The sequence below is a fragment of the Nocardia sp. NPDC057668 genome, from assembly GCF_042799795.1.
GTDB lineage: Bacteria > Actinomycetota > Actinomycetes > Mycobacteriales > Mycobacteriaceae > Nocardia.
The window spans coordinates 797,670-816,637 of the sequence record NZ_JBHVIC010000001.1; the positions used below are offsets into that span (position 1 = coordinate 797,670).

The following is an 18,968-nucleotide window of genomic DNA, read 5'->3' on the forward strand; positions in this document are numbered from 1 at the left end:
CGGGCAGGTCAGGAGATGCCGAGGGCGGAGCCGATGAAATCGATGAGATCGGCGTCCGTCGCGGAATCCGGCAGGGCAGGGGTGGTATCGGATTCGGTTGCGCCCGCATCGGATTCACCGAGCAGGCGCCGGAGTCGCTCGAGCGCGACGGCCCGATCGGCGGTGGAGAGATCGGTGGCCGCCAATCCCGCTGCCACGCGCTCGAGGTCGCCGAGCAGGATGTCCACTCGCGGCGGCCGCACCGGGACGAATTCGCCCGCGATGAACGCGGTCAGGGCGGTGACCGTCGGATGGTCGAAGACCACGGTGGCGGGCAGATCCAGACCGGTGCGCCGGCGCAGCCGGTTGCGCAGATCCACCGAGGACAGCGAGGTGAAGCCCTGATCGCGCAGTCCTCGATCGTCGTCGACCGCGTGCGGATCGGCGTGCCCCAGCGCGGCGGATGCCTCCTCCAGGACCAGCGCGTGGACGCGACGGTGGCGCTCGGTGTTATCGAGGGCCGCGAACTCGTGCGCGGGCTCGGCGGTGATCGCGGGTTCGGCCGACGACAGCACGTCGGCGAGTAGCCGAGCGTGAATCGGATCCGCTGCCGCCCAATCGATATCGGCGACGATCACCTCCTGCTCGCCACCGGTGACCGCGTGCTCGAGTGCGGTGAGGGCCTGCGCGGGATTCATCGGCCGCAGTCCGCTCCGGCGCAGCTGTCCTGCCGCCGAACCGGCGATCCCCGCGCCCGCCCAATGCCCCCACCCGATGGCGGTGGCGGGCAGCCCGGCCCGGCGTCGATGTGCCGCCAGCGCGCCGAGCACCGCGTTGCCCGGGGCATAGTTCGCCTGTCCCGCGGCCGGAACGGTACCGGTGACCGAGGAGAACAGCACGAAGGAGGACAGTTCGATGTCTCGGGTCAACTCGTGCAGATGCAGCGCCGCACCCACTTTGGCCCGGTGTACGCGTTCGAGGCGTTCCCGGTCCAGGCCGTCGACCAGCGCGTCGTCGAGTACGGCGGCGGTGTGCACGACATCGGTAAGCGGGCGGTCGGCCGGAATGCTCGCGAGCAGGGCGGCCACCGCGGCACGGTCGCCGACATCGCAGGCGACGACCACCGGATGGGCTCCGGCGGCAGACAATTCGGCGATCAACTCGGCCGCGCCGGGGGCCTGTGGTCCGCGGCGGCTGACCAGCAGTAGATCGGTGGCCCCGTTGCGGGCGAGGCGTCGCGCGACGTGCGCACCCAGTGCGCCGGTGCCGCCGGTGATCAGGACGGTTCCGGCCGGACGCCAGCGTCCCGTGGCCCGCAGCGCGCCCGGTTGCACCCGCTTCACCCATGTTCTGTCGCCGCGTACGACGAATTCGCGCTCACCACCGGGGTTCAGCAGCGCCCGGGCAATCTGCGCGGCGGCGTCGGTGCTCGGTTCTCCCGGTACGTCGATGACCGTGCCCGCACCGAGGCCGCCTTCTGTCGCGGCGGCGGTGACGAACCCGGCGTGCCAGGCTCCGGACGGCTCGGGATCGAATCCGGCCGCATCGCGGGACGGGAGCTCATCGAACTCATCGGAGGTGACCGCCGCGCCGGTCAGCGTCGCGAATGCGGTGACTCGCGCTGTGGCGGCCACGGATTGAGCCAGGGCGGCGGTAGCGGCGGCGAGATCGAGATCGAACGACGGCCCGGTGGCGCGGGTGGCCAGCGGCAGCAGCGACACCACGTTCAGGGCCTCGCCCGGCACGTCGGCCAATGCCGTATCCAGCACGGATCTCGTTGTGGTCGAGGGGTTCACGCGCAGTTCGGTGAGGTGTGCGGTGCCGAGCGCCGCGCGTAGTGCTCGCGCCCAGTCGTCAGCGCTGCCGTTGTCGGGACCCACCAGGACCCAGTGCTGCTCATGCTCGGGTGTCGCGCCGCCGGAGGTGAATCGCGACCACCCGGTGCGGTGGATCCATTCGCCGGGCACGTGGTCGGCCGCCGCGCCCGGTGTATCCGCCCAATAGCGCTCGCGCTGAAAGGCGTAGGTGGGCAGGGCGGCCCGGCCGTGGTCGGGCACGATGGCGGACCAGTCCACGTGGTGGCCGTGGGTGAACACGGTGGCCGCGGCGGTCAGCACGCCGGTGATCTCGTCCCGGTCGCGGCGCAGGGCCGAGACCACGGTGACATCGCCGAGCACGCTCGACAGCGCCGCCGCCAGTACGGAGTCGGCACCCAACTCGACCACGAGCCCGATGCCTTCGGCAGCCAATGTACGTGCGGCATCGGCGAAACGCACCGTGCCGCGCAGATGCCGGACCCAGTACGAGGGGTCGGCGAGCTCGGCGCCGGTCACTTCGCGGCCGGTGTGGTCGGACACGATGCGCGGGCCGGTGACCTCGGCGAAGGTCAGCCCGGACACCACGTCGCGAAACTCGTCGAGGACGGAATCCATCGCGGCGGAGTGGAACGCGTGGGACACGGCCAGCCGCTTCACCCGTCGACCGCTCGCGGTCAACTCGCCCGCCACCATCGAGACCGGCTCCTCGGGACCCGAAATGACCACCGCGCGTTCACCGTTCACCGCGGCAACCGCCACCGTTTCCGTCGCGCCAGCGGCGCTGATCGCGGCGAGCACCTCCGACTCGGCGGCCTCGACCGCCACCATCGCACCACCGGCGGGCAATCCGTCCATCAGCCGGGCACGGGCGGCGACCAGCCGGGCCGCGTCGTCGAGAGACAGCACCCCTGCCACGTGCGCGGCGACCACACTGCCGATCGAATGTCCGGCCACCATCGCCACGGGCACGCCCCAGGACTCCCACAGCCGGTAGAGCGCGACCTCCACCGCGAACACCACCGATTGGGTGTAGACGGTCCGATCGATGAGCCCGTCGGTGCCGGGTGCGCCGAACGCCACCTCACGCACCGAGAACGCCACCGCCGCACCGAGATACCGATCAAGCAGCTCCACCGAGTCCTCGAACGCCCGGCGGAATACCGGGAACCGCTCGGCCAGTTGCCGTCCCGCACCGGCCCGCTGACTACCCTGTCCGCCGAACACCACTCCCACCGCACCGGGCGAGGTCCCCGGTCCGGTGACGACGTGCGCCGCGCCAAGGTCGTCCGCCAGTGCCCGAACACCCGATCGCAGCACCGCGTCATCCTGGGCGATCACCACCGCGCGCGCCGCGAACCCGGCGCGCTGCCGGATCAGCGCGGACGCCACCGCGGCGGTCTCGAGCTGATTCGGTCCCGCCAGATGCACCGCGAGCCGATCCGCCTGGGCCCGCAGGGCAGCCGGAGTCCGCCCCGACAGGACGAACGGCAGTGGCCCGGCCGGAGCCCCGCCCTCGGGAAAAGCATCGGCCGACGATGGATTCGGCTGCTCGTTCGTCGCGACAGCCTGCGGAGCGGGTGCCTCTTCGATGATCACGTGTGCGTTGGTGCCGCTGATACCGAACGACGACACGGCCGCCCGCCGGGGCCGCGCGGCACGGGGCCACGGTTGCGTGTCGAGCACGGGCCGCAGCGTTCCGGCCTGCCAGTCGATGAACGGGGAGGCCGGCTCGGCATGCAGTGTCGCGGGAATCAGCTCGTTGCGCAGCGCCAGCACGATCTTGGCGACACCGGCGGTTCCCGCGGCGGCCTGGGTGTGACCGATATTGGACTTCAGCGAGCCGAGCCAGACCGGGTCGGCTCGGCGCCGTCCGTAGGTCTCCTGGAGCGCCTGCGCCTCGATCGGGTCACCGAGCGCTGTACCGGTACCGTGCGCCTCGATCAGGTCGACGTCGGCGGGAGCCAGACGCGCATCGGCCAGCGCCGCCCGGATCACCTGCCGCTGCGCCGGCCCGTTGGGCGCGGTCAGTCCGTTGGACGCCCCGTCCTGGTTCACGGCGCTGCCGCGCACCACGGCCAGCACCTCATGACCGAGTCTGCGTGCGTCCGACAGTCGTTCCACCAGTAGCACACTCACCGCTTCGGACCAGCCGGTCCCGTCGGCGGCGGCCCCGAACGCCTTGCACCGGCCGTCCGCGGCCAGACCGCCCTGCCGCGCGAATTCGGTGAACATGCCCGGACCGGCCATCACCGTCACGCCACCGGCGACCGCGAGATCGATCTCCCCCGCCCGCAGGGCGCGCACGGCCAGATGCAAGGCCACCAGCGACGAGGAGCACGCCGTGTCCACGGTCAGTGCGGGTCCGGCCAGGCCGAACGTGTACGCGACGCGACCCGAGAGCACGCTCGGTGAGGTACCGGTCAGGCCGAATCCGGTTGCCGCGCCACTCATCTCGTGCAGGCGCGGACCGTATTCCGATGGACTCGCGCCCAGATACACGGCGGTGCGGGTGCCGCGCAGCGAGTCCGCGACGATGCCCGCGCGCTCGAACAGCTCCCAGACCGACTCCAGGACCAGCCGCTGTTGCGGGTCCATCGCGACGGCTTCGCGCGGTGAGATGCCGAAGAACTCCGCGTCGAAATCGGCTGCCTCGCCCAGGAATCCGCCGCGAGAGCCCTCCCCGCCGAGAATGCCGGACAGCGCGCCGAGATCCCAGCCGCGATCGCCGGGCAGGTCTCCGATGGCCTCGCCACCGGTCACCAGCAGGTCCCAGAGCGCTTCGGGGGAGGCGTGACCGCCGGGGAATCGCCCGTTCACCGCGACGATGGCGATGGGCTCGGCGGTATCGCCCGGGATGTCCGAAACAATGACGGCGTCTGCCGGATTCGCGGCATCGCCGGTGCTCGAGTTCGGTGCCGATCGCTCGCGCAGCTGGTCCGCGAGGTGTGCTGCGAGCGCACCGGGGGTCGGGTAGTCGTATACCGCGATCGGCGTCACCGTGAAATCGAGCTCACGCGTCAGCAAGGTCGCCAATTCCTGCGCGCCGAGCGAGTCCAGGCCCAGGTCCCGGTAGGTGCTCGTGGTGTCGAGCCGCTGCGGATCGGAGTAACCCAGCACGGCAGCGGTCGCTTCGCGCACGGTGACGGCGATGGGCGCCGACTTCGAGGCGGATGTGATCGGCTCTCGATCGAGCGGCAGATCCCGCAGAGCACCGCCCGATGACAGGTCCGCCGCCAGCGGGGCACGGTTCGCCGGCGCGTCCAGCCAGAACCGTTCACGCTGAAAGGCGTAGGTGGGTAGGTCGATTCGGGTGGCTTGTGGCACCAGCGAGGTCCAATCGACCCGGTTGCCGTTGGCGTGAACGACGGCCGCGGCGGTCAGCAGGCCGGTCACCTCGTCGCGACCCGAGCGCAGGGACGCGGTGGCGACGGTCTCGGCGGCATCGGTCAGGGTGGCCGTCACCATCGGGGTCAGCACGGCATTCGCACCGAGCTCCAGAAAGGTGCCGATGCCCAGGGACCGCAGGGTGCGCACCGCGTCCGCGAAGCGGACGGTGCCGCGCAGGTGCCGGGACCAATAGGCCGGGCCGAGTTCCTCGGCTGCCTCGATCCGCCCGCCGGTCGCGTCGGAGATGAGTGTGAGTTCCGGCGCGGTCCACGTCAATTCCTCGATCACCGCCTCGAACTCGGCGAGCACGGGATCCATGGCTTCGGAATGGAAGGCGTGCGACACCGTCAGCCGCTTGACCCGCCTACCGGACTCGGACAGCGCGGCGGCCACGGTCGAAACCTCCGCGTCCGAGCCCGAGATCACGACCGCCAGCGGGCCGTTCACCGCCGCGACCGCCACGGTTCGCGCCAGACCGGCGGTCTCGATCGCGGCCCGGACCTCCGGCTCATCCGCCTCGACCGCCACCATCGCGCCCCCGTCGGGCAGCGCACCCATCAGGGTGCCGCGCACCGCGACCAGTCGCGCCGCGTCCGCGAGGGAGACCGCACCGGCCACGTGCGCGGCCACCACACCGCCGATCGAATGCCCCGCCACGGCCGCGACTTCGATCCCCCACGATTCGAGCAACCGGTACAGGGCGACTTCCACCGCGAAGATCACCGGCTGCGTATAGATCGTCCGGTCGATCAGCCCGTCGGTGCCCGGCGCGCCGAAGGCCACCTCGCGCACCGAGAAGTCGACCGCCGCACCCAGATACCGATCGAGCAGTGCCACGGACTCGTCGAAGGAGGCGCGGAACACCGGGAAGAGCTCGTACAGTTGCTGCCCGGCTCCCGCACGCTGGCTGCCCTGGCCGCCGAACACCACACCCACGGGGCCGCGCGCACCGGATCCCGTGACCAGCCCGGCGGCCGTGCGCCCCTGCGACAGGGCGCGCAGACCGGCCAGCAGACCGGCATTGTCGGCGGCCAGGATGACCGCGCGAGTGTCGAATTCGACCCGATCACGGAGCAGGCCCGAGGCCAGCGACGCGATTCCGGGCGCGTGGGCGGCGACAAAGTCGGCCAGGCTTTGGCCCTGCGCGCGCAACGCCGCGTCAGAGCGGGCCGAGACCACCACCGGCACAACCGCTTTCACAGGTTCGTCGGCATCGTCGGCTGTTCGCTCGGCGACGCCCTGCTCCCGCCGGCCATCAGCCCCGGCGGGCGCCTGCTCGACGATCACGTGCGCGTTGGTTCCACCCATACCGAACGAGCTGACCCCCGCCACCAGACTGCGCTCCGGATGCGGCCAGGCGCGTCCGCCGGTCACCACCCGCAGGTTCGACTCGTCGAGCCGCAGTGCGGGATCGGGCCTGTCGTGCCCGAGCGTCGCGGGCAGTTCGCGATGCCGCAGGCTCAGCACCGTCTTCAACAGCCCGGCGAGCCCCGCCGCGCCCTCGAGGTGCCCGATGCTGGACTTGACCGATCCGACCAGCAGCGGGTCGGCAGCCGTGCGGGTGCGGCCGATGGTCTCGGCCAGCGCCGCGGCCTCGATCGGATCCCCGGCGCGCGTTCCGGTGCCGTGCAGTTCCACGTACTGCACGTCCGCGGGGGCGATTCCGGCTCGTTCGAGGGCTCGGCCGATGACCGCGGACTGCCCGGCGACGGTGGGGACGGTGAACGATTGCCCGCCGCCGTCATTGGCCACGGCGGTGCCTCGAATCACCGCGTGGATCCGATGCCCTTCCGCGACGGCGCGATCCAGCGGCTCGAGCAGCAGCACCACCGCGCCCTCGCCGCGCACGTAACCGTCGCGATCGGCATCGAACACCGAGGCGCGACCGGTCGGTGAGACACCGCCGAAGCTCTCGGCGATCAGCGCGCCGTCTCGGGTCAGATTCAGGTTCACCGCCGCGACGAACGCCGAATCCGTTTCGCCCGCAAGCAGACTCGCGCAAGCCAGATGAACGGCGGCCAGGCCGGAGGACTGGCCGGAGTCGACGGTGAAACTGGCCCCGCGCAGGCCGAAGGTATAGGAGATCCGGTTGGCGAGCGCCCCGCGGCTCTGGCCGGTGAGGGTGTGCCGTGAAATGGCTTCGGCCCCGTTCGCGTGCACCAGTGCGGCATAGTCTGCGGCCATCGCGGCGGCGAAAACCCCGGTGGCGGAGCCCTGTAGCCGGGTGATCGGAATATTCGCGTCTTCGGATGCCTCCCAAGCCAATTCGAGCAGCAGCCGCTGCTGCGGATCCATCAGCCGGGCCTCGGCCGGGGAGAGGCCGAAGAAGGCGGCGTCGAAGCGGTCCACCTGTGGGAGGAAGCCTCCGACCAGGCCCGCCACCTCGCTTCCGGCGGCCACACGCGATGCCGCGGGCTCCGCGAGAGAATTTCCCGCCGTTCTCAGGAGATTCCAGAATTCACCGGGATTGTTCGCTCCGGGAAGCCGGCAGGAAACGCCTACGATCGCGACCGCACTCGCGATTCCCTCGCGCCGAAAATCGTTCACTAGATCAGATCTCCTTTTGATCCGGAGAAGAATTCGGTTACTACCCCCGCCCGAAAGCTCCGTGTGGAAGTTATTGTGCGAGTCCGATCAGGGAACCAACAACCGGAGGTGGCAGAGGTCACATCACCTGCTGGGCACTGGAACCTACTGTGCACCAATATGTTTCAGAGCTTGATCGGTATATCCGATATGAGGTCATCAACGAATCCGATCAATTGCTCTCGCGGCGTTCGGAGATTCGCGAATTCATCCCCGCAATTCATTTGCAATCTCGGAGATTCAAAGGGCGGTAATGCGATTCACTCTCCGGTTAGATGGTGATTCAGCGTCGACCAACCCGAAGGTGACTGTACGGTATGCCTGATCCGCTGGATTTGCTGCATTTGCGCACACTCGTGACCATCGCCGACACCGGCGGCTTCCGGCGCGCGGCGGACGCGTTACACCTGAGCCAGCCCACCGTCAGCCAGCACATCCGGATGCTGGAGCGGAGGCTGAAGTGCGTGCTCGTCGAAAAGAACGGCCGCACTTCACGTTTCACTCCCGAGGGCGAGCGGCTCGTGATGGAGGCCCGGCGACTGCTCGCCGCGCAGGACCAGGTGCTGGCCAGATTCGCCGAAGCGCCACGCCCGCAGATCAACATCGGATCCACCGAGCACGCGGCCGACGGGCTGCTACCCGATCTGCTCGGCGTGCTGCGCACCACGTATCCGGAAGCGGGCCTGCACTTTCGGATCGACCGGTCCACCGCGTTGACCGACGCGGTCGTCAAGGGCGTACTGGATCTGGTGGTCGTGCTGGGCGGCAACACCGCCGAGCCGGTCGGCACCGAGGTGGGCGTACTGGACCTGAGATGGTTCGCCGCACCGAACTGGCGATTGCCGCCGGCGCCGGGGCCGATCTCGCTGGTCGCCTTCGCCGAACCGTGCGGCCTGCGCCGTCGCGCCGTGCAGGCACTCGGCGAACGCGGCTACGAGGTCTCGGTCACCGCCGAATCGGGCAACCTCGACGGTCTGCTCGCCGCGGCGAAGGCTGGCCTGGGCGTGGCCCTGCTGCCCTGTCTGGCTTCCGGGCCGTGCGATCTCCTGCCGGTCGGCGACCTGCCCGAGGTCGGTGCGATCGATGTCCGCCTGGTCACCCGGCGCGGACTGGAGGACCACATCGAGAACATCGCGGTCCAGGCCATCACCGCGCATTACCGCGCGATCTCCGGCACCGGGCTGCGCGGGGTCGCGTGAGCCGGATCCACCGCTAGCCAATCCCCATCTCCTCACTCCGAAAGTAGTTGTCCCATGACAGATCTCGCCGTCGAACCCACCGACGCGCCGGCCACCGAGGTGCTGACGCCCGGAGTCCTGCCCGAAGCGCTGCTGCACCGGTTTCACCAGCGTGCCCCCGAATACGATCGCGACAATCGTTTCTTCACCGAGGATCTCGACGAACTGCGCGACATCGGATACCTGCGGGCGGCGATCCCGGTCAGCCACGGCGGTCTCGGGTGGACCCTCCCCGAATTCAATCGCGCCCAGCGCGCACTCGCGTACTGGGCGCCGGCCACCGCACTCGGTGTGAACATGCACCTGTACTGGACCGGCCCGCTGGCCGACCGGATCGCCGCCGGCGACACCTCCCTGGACTGGCTCGCGCGCGAGGTCGCGGCGGGCAAGGTCATCGCGGCCGGACACGGTGAGCGCGGAAACGACCTGGCCATCGACGATTCCACCACCGGCGCGGTGCCGGTCGAGGGCGGCTACCTCATCAATGGGCACAAGATCTTCACCTCGCTGTCGCCGGCCTGGGACTGGCTGGGCATCCACGCCCGCGACGACAGCGATCCCGAGCACCCGCGCATTCTGCACGCGTTCGTACCGCGCACCAGCCCGGGCGTGCGCACCGTGGAAACCTGGGACACACTCGGGGTACGGGCGACCGCAAGCCACGACACCGTGCTCACCGATGTGTTCGTGGCGCAGGAGCACGTGGTCGAGAGCTACGAGCGCGGCGAGAACCCGGGCCCGTTCATCTCCTCGATCCTGCCCTGGGCGATCCCGGCGCTGGTGAACGTGTACCTCGGAATCGGCCGCCGCGCAGTCGATGTCGCGCTCGAATCGGCGCGGACCCGCAACGTGCTGAGCCTGGGCGGCAAGCCCGTGGCCGGGAAGCCGTTCGTGCAGTACCACGCGGCCGAAGCCGAGCTGGCCCTGGAAGCGGCGACCGCACACCTCGATCACATCACCGAGGTGCTCGCTCGCGGAGACGACCTCGGCGACCGGCTGCTGCTGGCGTTGTTCGCCGTGAAGGAGAACGGCACCAGGACCGCGCGCACCGTGGTGGATCTCGCGCTGGAGATCGGCGGCGGCGGTTCGATCCACCGCCGCAACGAGTTGGAGCGGCTGTACCGCGACGTCCGGGCGGGGAGTTTCCATCCGCCCAGCAGCGACAGCGTCCGCGAGTACATCGGCAACTTCCTGCTCGGCGAATGATCCCGCCACCGGTCACGAAAACGGAGTACAGACAATGACATTGGCACATCTGGATACCCGGGCGGATCGCGCGACCTCGGCCGCCGGGATATTCCGCGATGCCGGCATCACAGTCGAGAAGCTCGGCGAGCACATCGGCGCGCGGATCGGCGGCGTGCGACTCGGCGGCGACGTTCCCGCCGAGCAGGTCGAAGCGATCCGGCTCGCCCTGGCGATCAACAAGGTTGTCGTCTTCACCGATCAGCAGCACCTCGATGACGAATCGCACTACGAGTTCGCGCAGCTGCTCGGCACGCCGACCGAACCGCATCCGACCCTCGCCGCACCGGACACCCGAGTGCTGCCGATCGACGGCGCGGCCAACACCTGGCACACCGACGTCACCTTCGTCGACCGCGTCCCCAAGGCCTCGATCCTGCGCGCGGTCACCCTGCCCACTTACGGCGGAGCCACCACCTGGGCATCAACGGTCGCCGCCTATGAGCAACTACCCGCACCCTTGCGGGCGCTGACCGAACAGCTGTGGGCCACCCACAGCAACCTGTACGACTACGCGGGCCAGTCCGGCGGCTCCAACATCGGCAAACAGTACGACCAATTCACCAGCACCGAATTCCAGACCGCACACCCCGTGGTGCGCGTCCACCCGGAAACAGGCGAACGCTCGCTTCTCCTGGGCCATTTCGCGAAGAGCTTCCGGGGCCTGACCACCCCGGAGTTCCGCACCCTCTACCAACTACTGCAGGACCGAATCACCAAACTGGAGAACACGTTCCGCTGGAACTGGACCCTCGGGGATGTCGCGATCTGGGACAACCGCGCCACCCAGCACTACGGAATAGCCGACTTCGGCGACCAGCCGCGCAAGCTCCACCGCATTACCCTCGCCGGTGACCTCCCGGTCTCCGTCGACGGTGCCCACAGCGAGGTGCTCGAGGGAGATGCTTCGCATTACAGCGAGATCGTCCCGTCGCCGAGACTAGAGTTCTTCGCCGACTGACCTACAGCTCGCACGGAAAGGCACCGCCACAGGACTAGCCGAACAGCTCAGAAGTGTTGATTCACAGCGGCATTCACGCGTCGGCCTCGATCCTCCAAGGGCGAGCAGTGCCGTTGGCCGCCCCGAATCGGGTGCCCGGGGATGGGTGCGGGGCGGCCGGGACAATCCGCGGTCGCGGGCTGCACGTATACGTGCAGCCCGCGTAATCGTCGCGGCAGACGAGGCCCGTGTGGCCGCGGGCTCAATCGCGCAGCGGTATGCCGAGTTCCTCGGCGAACACCCGGATCATGTTCTGCACGCCGATCTCGTTGCGGCCGATGATCATATGGTCGTGCTGGCCCTGGCGTACGCCCTCACCGCACTGCGGCAGCATGGCGAAGTCCTCGTCGCGGACCGCGGCGTGGACCTGCCTGTAGACCTCGTCGTAGAGGGCGCGCTGTTCATCGGTCGTGGCCGGGATCCGGCCCATCCAGCTGTGCCGGACGGTGCACTCGGTGGGCGAGGCCACCGGAAGCATGTCGATGATCTCCACCCCGACCGGGCTGTTGGCCAGGATGAGGTTGGGATAGACCCAGTAGATGACCCCCATCTGGTCCGAAGGATTCCAGGATCCGGTGGGATCGGCGTCAAGACCGGTGATCCAGGTGAACGGGAAACCCATGCGGTGGTGTTTGCCGAACTTGTCGAACACCATCGTGTTGGGCAGCGTGTTCTGCCCGATGACGCTCTCCCCGTGCACGAACGGGAAGTGGTAGCCCTCGGCGAAAGCCTCGAGCGCTCCCTTCCAGCTGACCTCGGACCGGAATTCGCGATCGTCGTGGTAGCCGTAGGCCGCGTAATTCCATTGCGCGAGTTCGTCGTTCAGCGGTCCCAGATGGGCGTCGAGGTCGATGCTCGCGTCCGCGGTCAGCACCGCCCAGACGAACCCGTGGCGTTCTTCGCTGGGCAGTTCGACCAGGCCGTAGTCGGCGCGGTTCATCCCGGTGAAGCCCTCTTTGCCGGGCACACCCACCAGTTTGCCCGCGGTGTCGTAGGTCCAGGCGTGGTACGGACAGGCGAACCGCTTGGCGTTCCCGGAACCACACGCGGGCATGGCACCGCGATGGCGGCAATAGTTCAGGAAGACATGGCTTTCGCCGTCACGGTCCCTGGTGACCAGCAGCGAATCGCCCAGCACCGACCGCACCGTGTAGTCGTGCGGTGCGGCGACCTGTGCGCTGGGCACGATCGCCAGCGGCGTGTGCCGCAGCAGGGTGCCGAGTTCGAGATCGGTCAGCTTCTCGTCGCGGTAGTACGCCAATGGCACGCGCAGCACGTCGTCGGCCATCTGCGTAGTGCGGTTCAACGCGAAGTTCAGAGCGCGGCGGGTGAGGTTCTCGTCCAGGGGCGCGGGATCCAGGATCGGATGAGTGGGCATGGAACTCTCCTTCTGTACGAGACGACCATACATATAGTGTCAAGTCGTATGGTCTAGTTTGTCCATGCTCCGTTTTGCCGGGATAGGGTGGCCCGATGCGCACCCATGGCTGGGCCGGAACGCGGCCGACCAGCGACGCTGAAGCGGTTGACCGGATTCTCGACGCGGCCCGAGCGGCGATCGACCGCGGTCTCGAACCGGGAATCGCCGATATCGCGCGCGCACTCGGGGTCTCCCGGCAAACCGTGTACCGCTACTTCCCCGGCACCGACGCGCTCCTCGCGGCCGCGGCCGAACGCGCCGCGGGCGACTTCGTCGACACACTCGCGCACGACCTCGCGGGGATCACCGACCCCGCCACCGCGGTCATCGAAGGCATCGCCCGAACCCTCGAACGCCTGCCGCACGAGCCCCAGGTCGCGCTGCTGATGACCCCCAGCAGGCGCGTCGGCCTCGCCGCCGGCGTGACCTCGTCCGTCGCCCGCGACTTCGGCCGCTCGATCCTGGACCGCTTCGACGTGGATTGGGCCGCAGCGGGATTCGACGATGAAGCGCGCGAGGAATTGATCGAGATGATGCTGCGAACGCTGCAGTCGTTCATCATCGACCCCGGCGACCCGCCGCGCGATGGCGCGGAGCTACGGCGTTATCTCCGCCACTGGGTGGGGCCGGCGCTGGAAGCCGGGCGGCGTTGACGTGTAGTGCCCCAACGGTCGGACCGTCTGACCTATGCGGGGACCACGTGCGGAATTCAAAGGCCCGTTCGGGCTCGTAACCCGCTCACACCCCGGGAATCCCTAGTCCGACCGGCATATTCGGGCCGGGACCAGTCGATCGGGTGAGGCAGGGCGAAGCCTCTGATGGAGCCTCACGGTCGCTGCAAGCCGCTGGGGCTCCGGTCAAGGGATGGTAGACCGCAGGCCGGCGTGCTTTGAGCCCGCACGCCGTCCTGTGGCCCACCTCGCCGGGAGTAGTTGGCGGGAACCGCTTCCGAACAGCAGGTCCCGCCCGCTCGCAAGATGCCATCTCCGGCAGCGGGTGGGACCTCCCGTCGTCCCGTGCGATGCCCTTGACGTGCCCGAACTGGATCAGGGCTGGTTACAGGCGTGTTCGCGATTGAACGAGCCGGCGCTTCCGGTGCCGGTGGGGAGATTGCGGGTGGCGTCCGCGTACGCCTCACCCGGAGACGCTCCCTTGCCGAAGCCCACGATCGGGAACCCCGCGACTATCGCGAGCGGACTCGTCACGACCGCACCGCAGCCGTTGGAGAACGTCACCATCGTCCGGCAGTCGATGATGCCCTGCCCCTTGCACGCACGGTCGGCGGCACGAATGGCGTCGGCTTCCGTCGGGTGGTTGACCGACATCGCGTAGACGTTGCCCCACGCGCTGAGGGAAACAGCACCCCAGTTGACCGGGTCGGCGGACGCGGGCGGCGCCGCGAGCAGGGCGGCGGCGCTCACCGAGAGCGCGGCCGCCGCAATGGATTTGTTGGACATCGGGATGCTTCCTCTGCGCGCCGACCAGGGGTGCGGCGATCGCCTGGAAGATACCGCAGAGTATGGATTCGAGATTGCCCCCAGTTTCGGCGGCACAGCAGAGTCCCTCTCTCCCTGCACAACACGGAGCTGTACGACGAAGGTTGGAGCTATCGAAGATCCGGTGGAAGGCGCTGCAACTCGGACTCGAAACCGTAAGTCGTGCAGTAGTTCTTCGCGGCCTCGGCGCTTTCCTCGGCTGCCGCCGAGTCACCGCGGAGATTGTGCAGGCGTGCCTGGTTCACGAGTCCCGCGGCTTCACCGTGACGGTCTCCCACCTCGCGATAGCCTGCCAATGCCTCGTCGAGGTAGTCGAGCGCTGTGCCGTAGTCGCCGTCTTCGGTGCGCGCGAGCTCTTGATGTGCCAGTGCGAGATTGCCCAACGTCTTAGCGGTGGCCGCGGGGTCGATCTCGACGAAGATCTGCAGCGCCACTTCGTAGTTGTGGATAGCGGCGGGGTACTTCTCGGCGTACAGATGGACTGTCGCGATACCGCCTATGGCCGAGCCCATCCCGAATGCGTCTCCGAGCGACTGAAACGCTTTCAGGCATTCGACGTGCATGTCCTGCGCCCGCTGATAGTTCCCGAGTGACATCGCGACCGTTGCCAGACCATGAGAGGCTGCGGCGAAGTTGCGTTCATCGATCTCTCGAAGCAGTTCGCGAGCCTGCCCGAAATACGCTTCGGCGGTGGTGAATTGATCGCGGGCAAGCGCAAGATTGCCCAGATTGTTCAAAACCAGGCCTTTGGTGTGCTCGTCCGGCGCCGACTCCAGTGCGTGCTCGTACGAGCTCTGCGCGCGATCCCACCTACCTTGGTCCTGGTAGATCGATCCGATCTGGGTCTGCAGGGTTGCCTTCAGCGGCACGCCGGACTTCTCGAACTCCTCATCGCTGGCCTCGTAGGCGAGGATGGCGCGCTGCCACTCACCCATCCGGTCGAACAGCCACCCCTCGGCATAGCGCACCACCCCGAGCCCGTACCCGGGCAGTTCACAGGTCCGGATCGCATTGACGAGCCATTGGCACAGCTCGAACTCGCTCTCCTGCCGAAGATCGCTGAACCGGCGCGCCCAGACGTCGAGGCCCTCCATCGTCTTGCCTTCGAGGAGCAAACGAACGTGCTCGATGAAGTACTCCAGGTGGTCGTGATCCACGCTGTCAGGCATCGCTGATCCCCGCCCGTTCACCGAGGTATCGGGTAAGCCGAGCCGTAAGCTCCTGATACCCGTCGGGATCGGCGAACGCCAAACTTGCCCGCAACAACTCTTTGATCTTGTCGTGCATCGTGACGCCACGTGGATGCCGGGTCACGAACGAGTGGGCCGCAAGCTCGGCATAGAGCCCGTGGGCGTCAGCGGCCGACACATCGAGCACCGCTCCGATAACGCCCGGGTCTATCCACGGTGCGATACAACACTTTTCGATGACCTCGTGAATGTTGCGCACTCGCTCCTCGCGGAGGATTCGGTCGAGTAGTCCTCGCGCGATGGCATCCTTGTCCCGGCCGTGCTGGAGTTCGCCGATGTGCTCCCAGCCGCCCGCCTCGACAGACAGGGCGCGCACCAGCACCAGCAACAGCGGGTAGCCACCGGTGACCTTGTAGATGGCGTCGAGCCCGGCGGAATCGGAGAGGCCGTAGTGCCGCAAATACGACTTCGCTTCGGACTCACTCAGTTCCAGCACCTCGCGCATCCGCAGGCCATGCTCGTGATTCATCCAATCGATATTGGTGGTCAGCTTGTGCCGGCCGAGGATGACCAGCCGGGTCCGTTCGGGCAGTCGTAGCATCACCTCTCGGCAGACCCAGTCGTCCAGCCCGCCGATCTCCTCGTAGGTGTCCAGTAACAACGCCGCGGTGCCTGCCTCGGTAATCGCGCCGAGGCAGTCGCAAAAAGCCTGTGTCAGCCCGGTCTGCGCGGCGCGGAGATACCGGTCGAAAGCGAAGCGGCTGCGCAGAATCTCGCGCAGCCGTGGCGATCCGTTGTCGATTACCTCGACCAGCCGAGTTTCTGGACGAGGGCGTCCATTCGGGCCGAAAAGCGCTCCGGCTCCTCCTTCGGTGCGTTCCAGGTCGGTGATGAGGTCGTAGTCCAGCAGATCATTGCGAAAGGCATCGAGTTCGGGACGGGAGATGGTGCCTGCAAGTCCACGCAGAATATCCGCGGGCCGGAAGGACGGAACGATTCCGCTGTAACGGATCTCGGCGACATCGGCATAGCCGACCACCATGCCCTTCCGGACGCCGGACCTGACGAACTCGCGGAACATCGCTGTTTTGCCGATCCCACCGGGTCCGAAAAGTTGGTCCACGCGGTATGGGGTGTTGCCCGCGTGAAAGTCCGAGAACTCCCGCAGTTCGCTCTGTCGGCCGACGAAGTACGCTGCCGACGACTCCGGTGGCGGTACATCAGCACGGGTAGTCGCGGGTGTGACGACGGGTGGCCGAACCACCTCGCTCGTCTGCGGCCGAACTCGGTCGGAGAACCGGGTGACAGCCACCGCTGCCAGCCGCAGAAACCACGGCTTGTCCTCGTGACGTGTGGAGGTCCGGCCGAGGAACAGCATCGCGCAGGCCGCGAGCGACAGTTCGTACTGATCGTCCCAGATCGAGTTCAAGCCGGTGTCCCCGAGCCAGGCGCGCACCTCCTCGTCGATCTGCCGAATCAAGGCGGAAAGCCAGCCGGGCAGCAGGTGGATGGGGGCGCCGGATGGGTCGAGCAGCAGCTCGATCAGAGCCTCTCGTTCGATAGTGCCCGGGATCGTTTCCAAGGATCGCGCCAGGATGTAGAGAACGAAGTGCACCGGATCCCGGGTGACCGGGGCCTCCTTCTCGTACAACGCCGTATCGATCAGATAGAACCGTTCGTAATCGATGACCGGATGGACGGTCAGCAGTGCGTTGTCGGCGTGCAAGTCACCGTGCGTGCACCCGATCAGCGGGCGCAGCGTCACATCCCCGAGCCACTCCCCTCTCGCGACCGCGAAAGGGTTGCACAGGCGTTCGCCTTGATCGTCGACGAGATGCTCATCGGGATACCGCGCCGACCAGTCGCCCAAGCGGTCACCCGGGGTGAGTTGTTCGAACAGATGCCGATGGAAGAACTCGGCCACGGTCCACTTGACCTTCGCGGGAGGCAGGAAGGGCGGACCAGCCCATTCTTTGAGTACCGCACCGACGACCGCACGGCATGCGGCAACGAAAACCTCCGCCGAACAATCGATCCGGTCGATGCCGCTGGGTTCGTACTCGTCATGTATGGCCAGCATGCGCCGCAGCAGGACCGTCAGGACGTGGGTATTGCGCCAGTCACCGCCCACCACCGTTTGAAATGTTATCCATTGCCCTCGGGGGGCCGGAATCGCGTCGTATACGAAGGTACTCAGATGTTTCGCCGCGAAATCCGGCGATTGATCAATTGCCTCGAAATGACGGGCATACTCCAGGTTGACGACCGAATCATCATGTGCCGACAGCACTTTCAAAACGAGTATCCGCGCTCGCCGAGTACGCTGATCGCTCTCGCACACGATGGCAACCGGTTGCCTACTGCGGCCGTTGACCAGCCAGCGCCCGAGTTCGTAGTCCCGCTTGTGCAGATCGGCCCATTGACGCAGGCAGTCTGCTACATCGGGTTCGAGCCCGTCGTACAAGTCCATCGTCATGTAGCTTCCGGGTCACCAGGCGGCCGTACCAGGCCACTGTCCGGCGCAAATCCGACTGTGAGAAGACTTGCGCGCCAGAAGCCTAACGCAACTACTCGGCTACATAGCGGGGAAGCGTGAAGTGTTCAGGGCGCTCACCCAGCCTCGACCAGAGCGCCGACCGATTGACCGCCACGGTTCCGAAATCTATTCGGTGCGATTGCATCTGGATCACCGGTGGACCGGTCAGTCGTAAAGATGCGACCGAAGTCATCGCTTGCGCTGCGCCAGGAGCGTGGAATCGTAGGCGAGCACCGGCTCTCCGCCACGTACCAGCTGCCGCGGCCGCTGCTCGACCACCAGCGCGTGGAAGTCCTCGGGCAGCGACGGGAGCAGATCGTCCGCGTCGAACATTGCCGTGCGCTGGCTCGGCGTCAGGTCCGTGAACGCCGCCCCCGCCGCGTGACCGACCACCAGCAGATGACCTCCGGGGGCCACGGCCGCGGCCATCGCACGGACCGCCTTCACCATTCCTCCGTCGGGCACGTGCAGATAGTGGCTGGTCACCAGCTCGTACGAGCGCCGGCCCGCCTCGAACTCGCGAGCGTCGATCTGCCACCACTCGACCCGATCGGCCACCCCGGCCTCTTCGGCATGCCGGGCCGCGCGTCCGAGCGCGTTCGCGGAGAAGTCCGCACCGGTGACGGTCCAGCCTCGGCGAGCCAGCCAGACCACGTCGCCACCTTCTCCGCAGCCGACATCGAGTGCGTGACCGGGAGTGAACCCGGAGGTTTCAGCGACGAGTTGCGGATTGGGTTCGCCACTCCAGAACTTCTCCGTCCCGGCGTATCTCGCGTCCCAGCCGTGCGGTTCGAACATGGCGGCGGTGTCGCCCTCGCCCTGGCGTCGTTGCTGTTCGGACATCGAGCTGTCGTCTCCTTCGGTGTGGTGGGCTACAGGTATCGGTGGTGCCGCCCGATCCCAACGGACGCGGCGACCTGCCTTTCCTGTTCGGATGAGAACGGCCGCGCGGCGGCGCGGGGTACGTCGTCGGCGGGGACCGGCAGGCTGCGTCGTGGACGGCTCGCCTCGGCAGCCGCTCCCGGGCCCTGAGGTTCGCCGCCGATGTTCTTCGGTACGCCGTAAATGCTCACG

10 protein-coding genes are annotated in these 18,968 nt (G+C 67.7%); 4 read left to right on the forward strand and 6 right to left on the reverse strand.

Going from position 1 to position 18,968, the window contains the following annotated elements; genetic code table 11:
* Nucleotides 1-8: 8 nt before the first annotated feature.
* Nucleotides 9-7,730: an SDR family NAD(P)-dependent oxidoreductase gene (locus ACFVBH_RS03750; protein ID WP_378999518.1), complete on the reverse strand. Its 7,722-nt coding sequence runs from the start codon at nt 7,728-7,730 to the stop codon at nt 9-11.
* Between the two features lie 356 nt (nt 7,731-8,086).
* Between ACFVBH_RS03750 and ACFVBH_RS03755 the strand changes: the two genes are divergently transcribed.
* From ACFVBH_RS03755 to ACFVBH_RS03765, 3 genes are read left to right on the forward strand one after another with little or no spacing between them, the layout of a single operon-like run.
* A complete protein-coding gene (locus tag ACFVBH_RS03755; RefSeq protein ID WP_354989654.1) occupies nt 8,087-8,968 on the forward strand; it encodes a LysR family transcriptional regulator in 882 nt (293 codons plus the stop codon).
* Between the two features lie 54 nt (nt 8,969-9,022).
* Entirely contained in the window at nt 9,023-10,213 is a 1,191-nt protein-coding gene (locus ACFVBH_RS03760; protein ID WP_378999521.1) for an acyl-CoA dehydrogenase family protein, read from the forward strand.
* A 34-nt stretch (nt 10,214-10,247) separates the two neighbouring features.
* Entirely contained in the window at nt 10,248-11,213 is a 966-nt protein-coding gene (locus ACFVBH_RS03765; protein WP_378999523.1) for a TauD/TfdA dioxygenase family protein, read from the forward strand.
* Between the two features lie 241 nt (nt 11,214-11,454).
* Here the strand turns inward: ACFVBH_RS03765 and ACFVBH_RS03770 are convergent, their stop codons facing one another.
* Entirely contained in the window at nt 11,455-12,630 is a 1,176-nt protein-coding gene (locus ACFVBH_RS03770; RefSeq protein WP_378999525.1) for an SRPBCC family protein, read from the reverse strand.
* A gap of 95 nt (nt 12,631-12,725) precedes the next feature.
* Between ACFVBH_RS03770 and ACFVBH_RS03775 the strand changes: the two genes are divergently transcribed.
* Nucleotides 12,726-13,325, forward strand: a complete 600-nt coding sequence (locus ACFVBH_RS03775) for a TetR/AcrR family transcriptional regulator (protein WP_378999527.1) — start codon at nt 12,726-12,728, stop codon at nt 13,323-13,325.
* A 393-nt stretch (nt 13,326-13,718) separates the two neighbouring features.
* Here the strand turns inward: ACFVBH_RS03775 and ACFVBH_RS03780 are convergent, their stop codons facing one another.
* The 4 genes from ACFVBH_RS03780 to ACFVBH_RS03795 all read right to left on the reverse strand — a co-directional run bounded on the left by ACFVBH_RS03780 (nt 13,719) and on the right by ACFVBH_RS03795 (nt 18,737).
* Complete coding sequence (locus tag ACFVBH_RS03780) at nt 13,719-14,129, reverse strand: DUF4189 domain-containing protein (protein ID WP_378999529.1); 411 nt, start codon at nt 14,127-14,129, stop codon at nt 13,719-13,721.
* Nucleotides 14,130-14,278: 149 nt separating this feature from the next.
* Nucleotides 14,279-15,337 carry a tetratricopeptide repeat protein gene (locus tag ACFVBH_RS03785; protein ID WP_378999531.1) on the reverse strand — a complete coding sequence of 353 codons (1,059 nt, stop codon included), beginning with the start codon at nt 15,335-15,337 and terminating at the stop codon, nt 14,279-14,281.
* Nucleotides 15,330-17,834 carry a hypothetical protein gene (locus ACFVBH_RS03790; RefSeq protein ID WP_378999533.1) on the reverse strand — a complete coding sequence of 835 codons (2,505 nt, stop codon included), beginning with the start codon at nt 17,832-17,834 and terminating at the stop codon, nt 15,330-15,332. The genes ACFVBH_RS03785 and ACFVBH_RS03790 overlap by 8 nt, the downstream gene beginning before the upstream one ends.
* A gap of 249 nt (nt 17,835-18,083) precedes the next feature.
* On the reverse strand, nt 18,084-18,737 hold the full coding sequence (locus ACFVBH_RS03795) for a class I SAM-dependent methyltransferase (RefSeq protein WP_378999535.1): 654 nt from the start codon (nt 18,735-18,737) through the stop codon (nt 18,084-18,086).
* Nucleotides 18,738-18,968: the final 231 nt, after the last annotated feature.

Excerpts from the sequence above, each read along its gene's own strand:
- ACFVBH_RS03755 (WP_354989654.1), top strand. The coding sequence starts at position 8,087 with ATGCCTGATCCGCTGGATTTGCTGCATTTGCGCACACTCGTGACCATC.
- ACFVBH_RS03760 (WP_378999521.1), top strand. The coding sequence starts at position 9,023 with ATGACAGATCTCGCCGTCGAACCCACCGACGCGCCGGCCACCGAGGTG.
- ACFVBH_RS03765 (WP_378999523.1), top strand. The coding sequence starts at position 10,248 with ATGACATTGGCACATCTGGATACCCGGGCGGATCGCGCGACCTCGGCC.
- ACFVBH_RS03770 (WP_378999525.1), bottom strand. The coding sequence starts at position 12,630 with ATGCCCACTCATCCGATCCTGGATCCCGCGCCCCTGGACGAGAACCTC.
- ACFVBH_RS03775 (WP_378999527.1), top strand. The coding sequence starts at position 12,726 with ATGCGCACCCATGGCTGGGCCGGAACGCGGCCGACCAGCGACGCTGAA.
- ACFVBH_RS03780 (WP_378999529.1), bottom strand. The coding sequence starts at position 14,129 with ATGTCCAACAAATCCATTGCGGCGGCCGCGCTCTCGGTGAGCGCCGCC.
- ACFVBH_RS03785 (WP_378999531.1), bottom strand. The coding sequence starts at position 15,337 with ATGCCTGACAGCGTGGATCACGACCACCTGGAGTACTTCATCGAGCAC.
- ACFVBH_RS03790 (WP_378999533.1), bottom strand. The coding sequence starts at position 17,834 with ATGACGATGGACTTGTACGACGGGCTCGAACCCGATGTAGCAGACTGC.
- ACFVBH_RS03795 (WP_378999535.1), bottom strand. The coding sequence starts at position 18,737 with ATGTCCGAACAGCAACGACGCCAGGGCGAGGGCGACACCGCCGCCATG.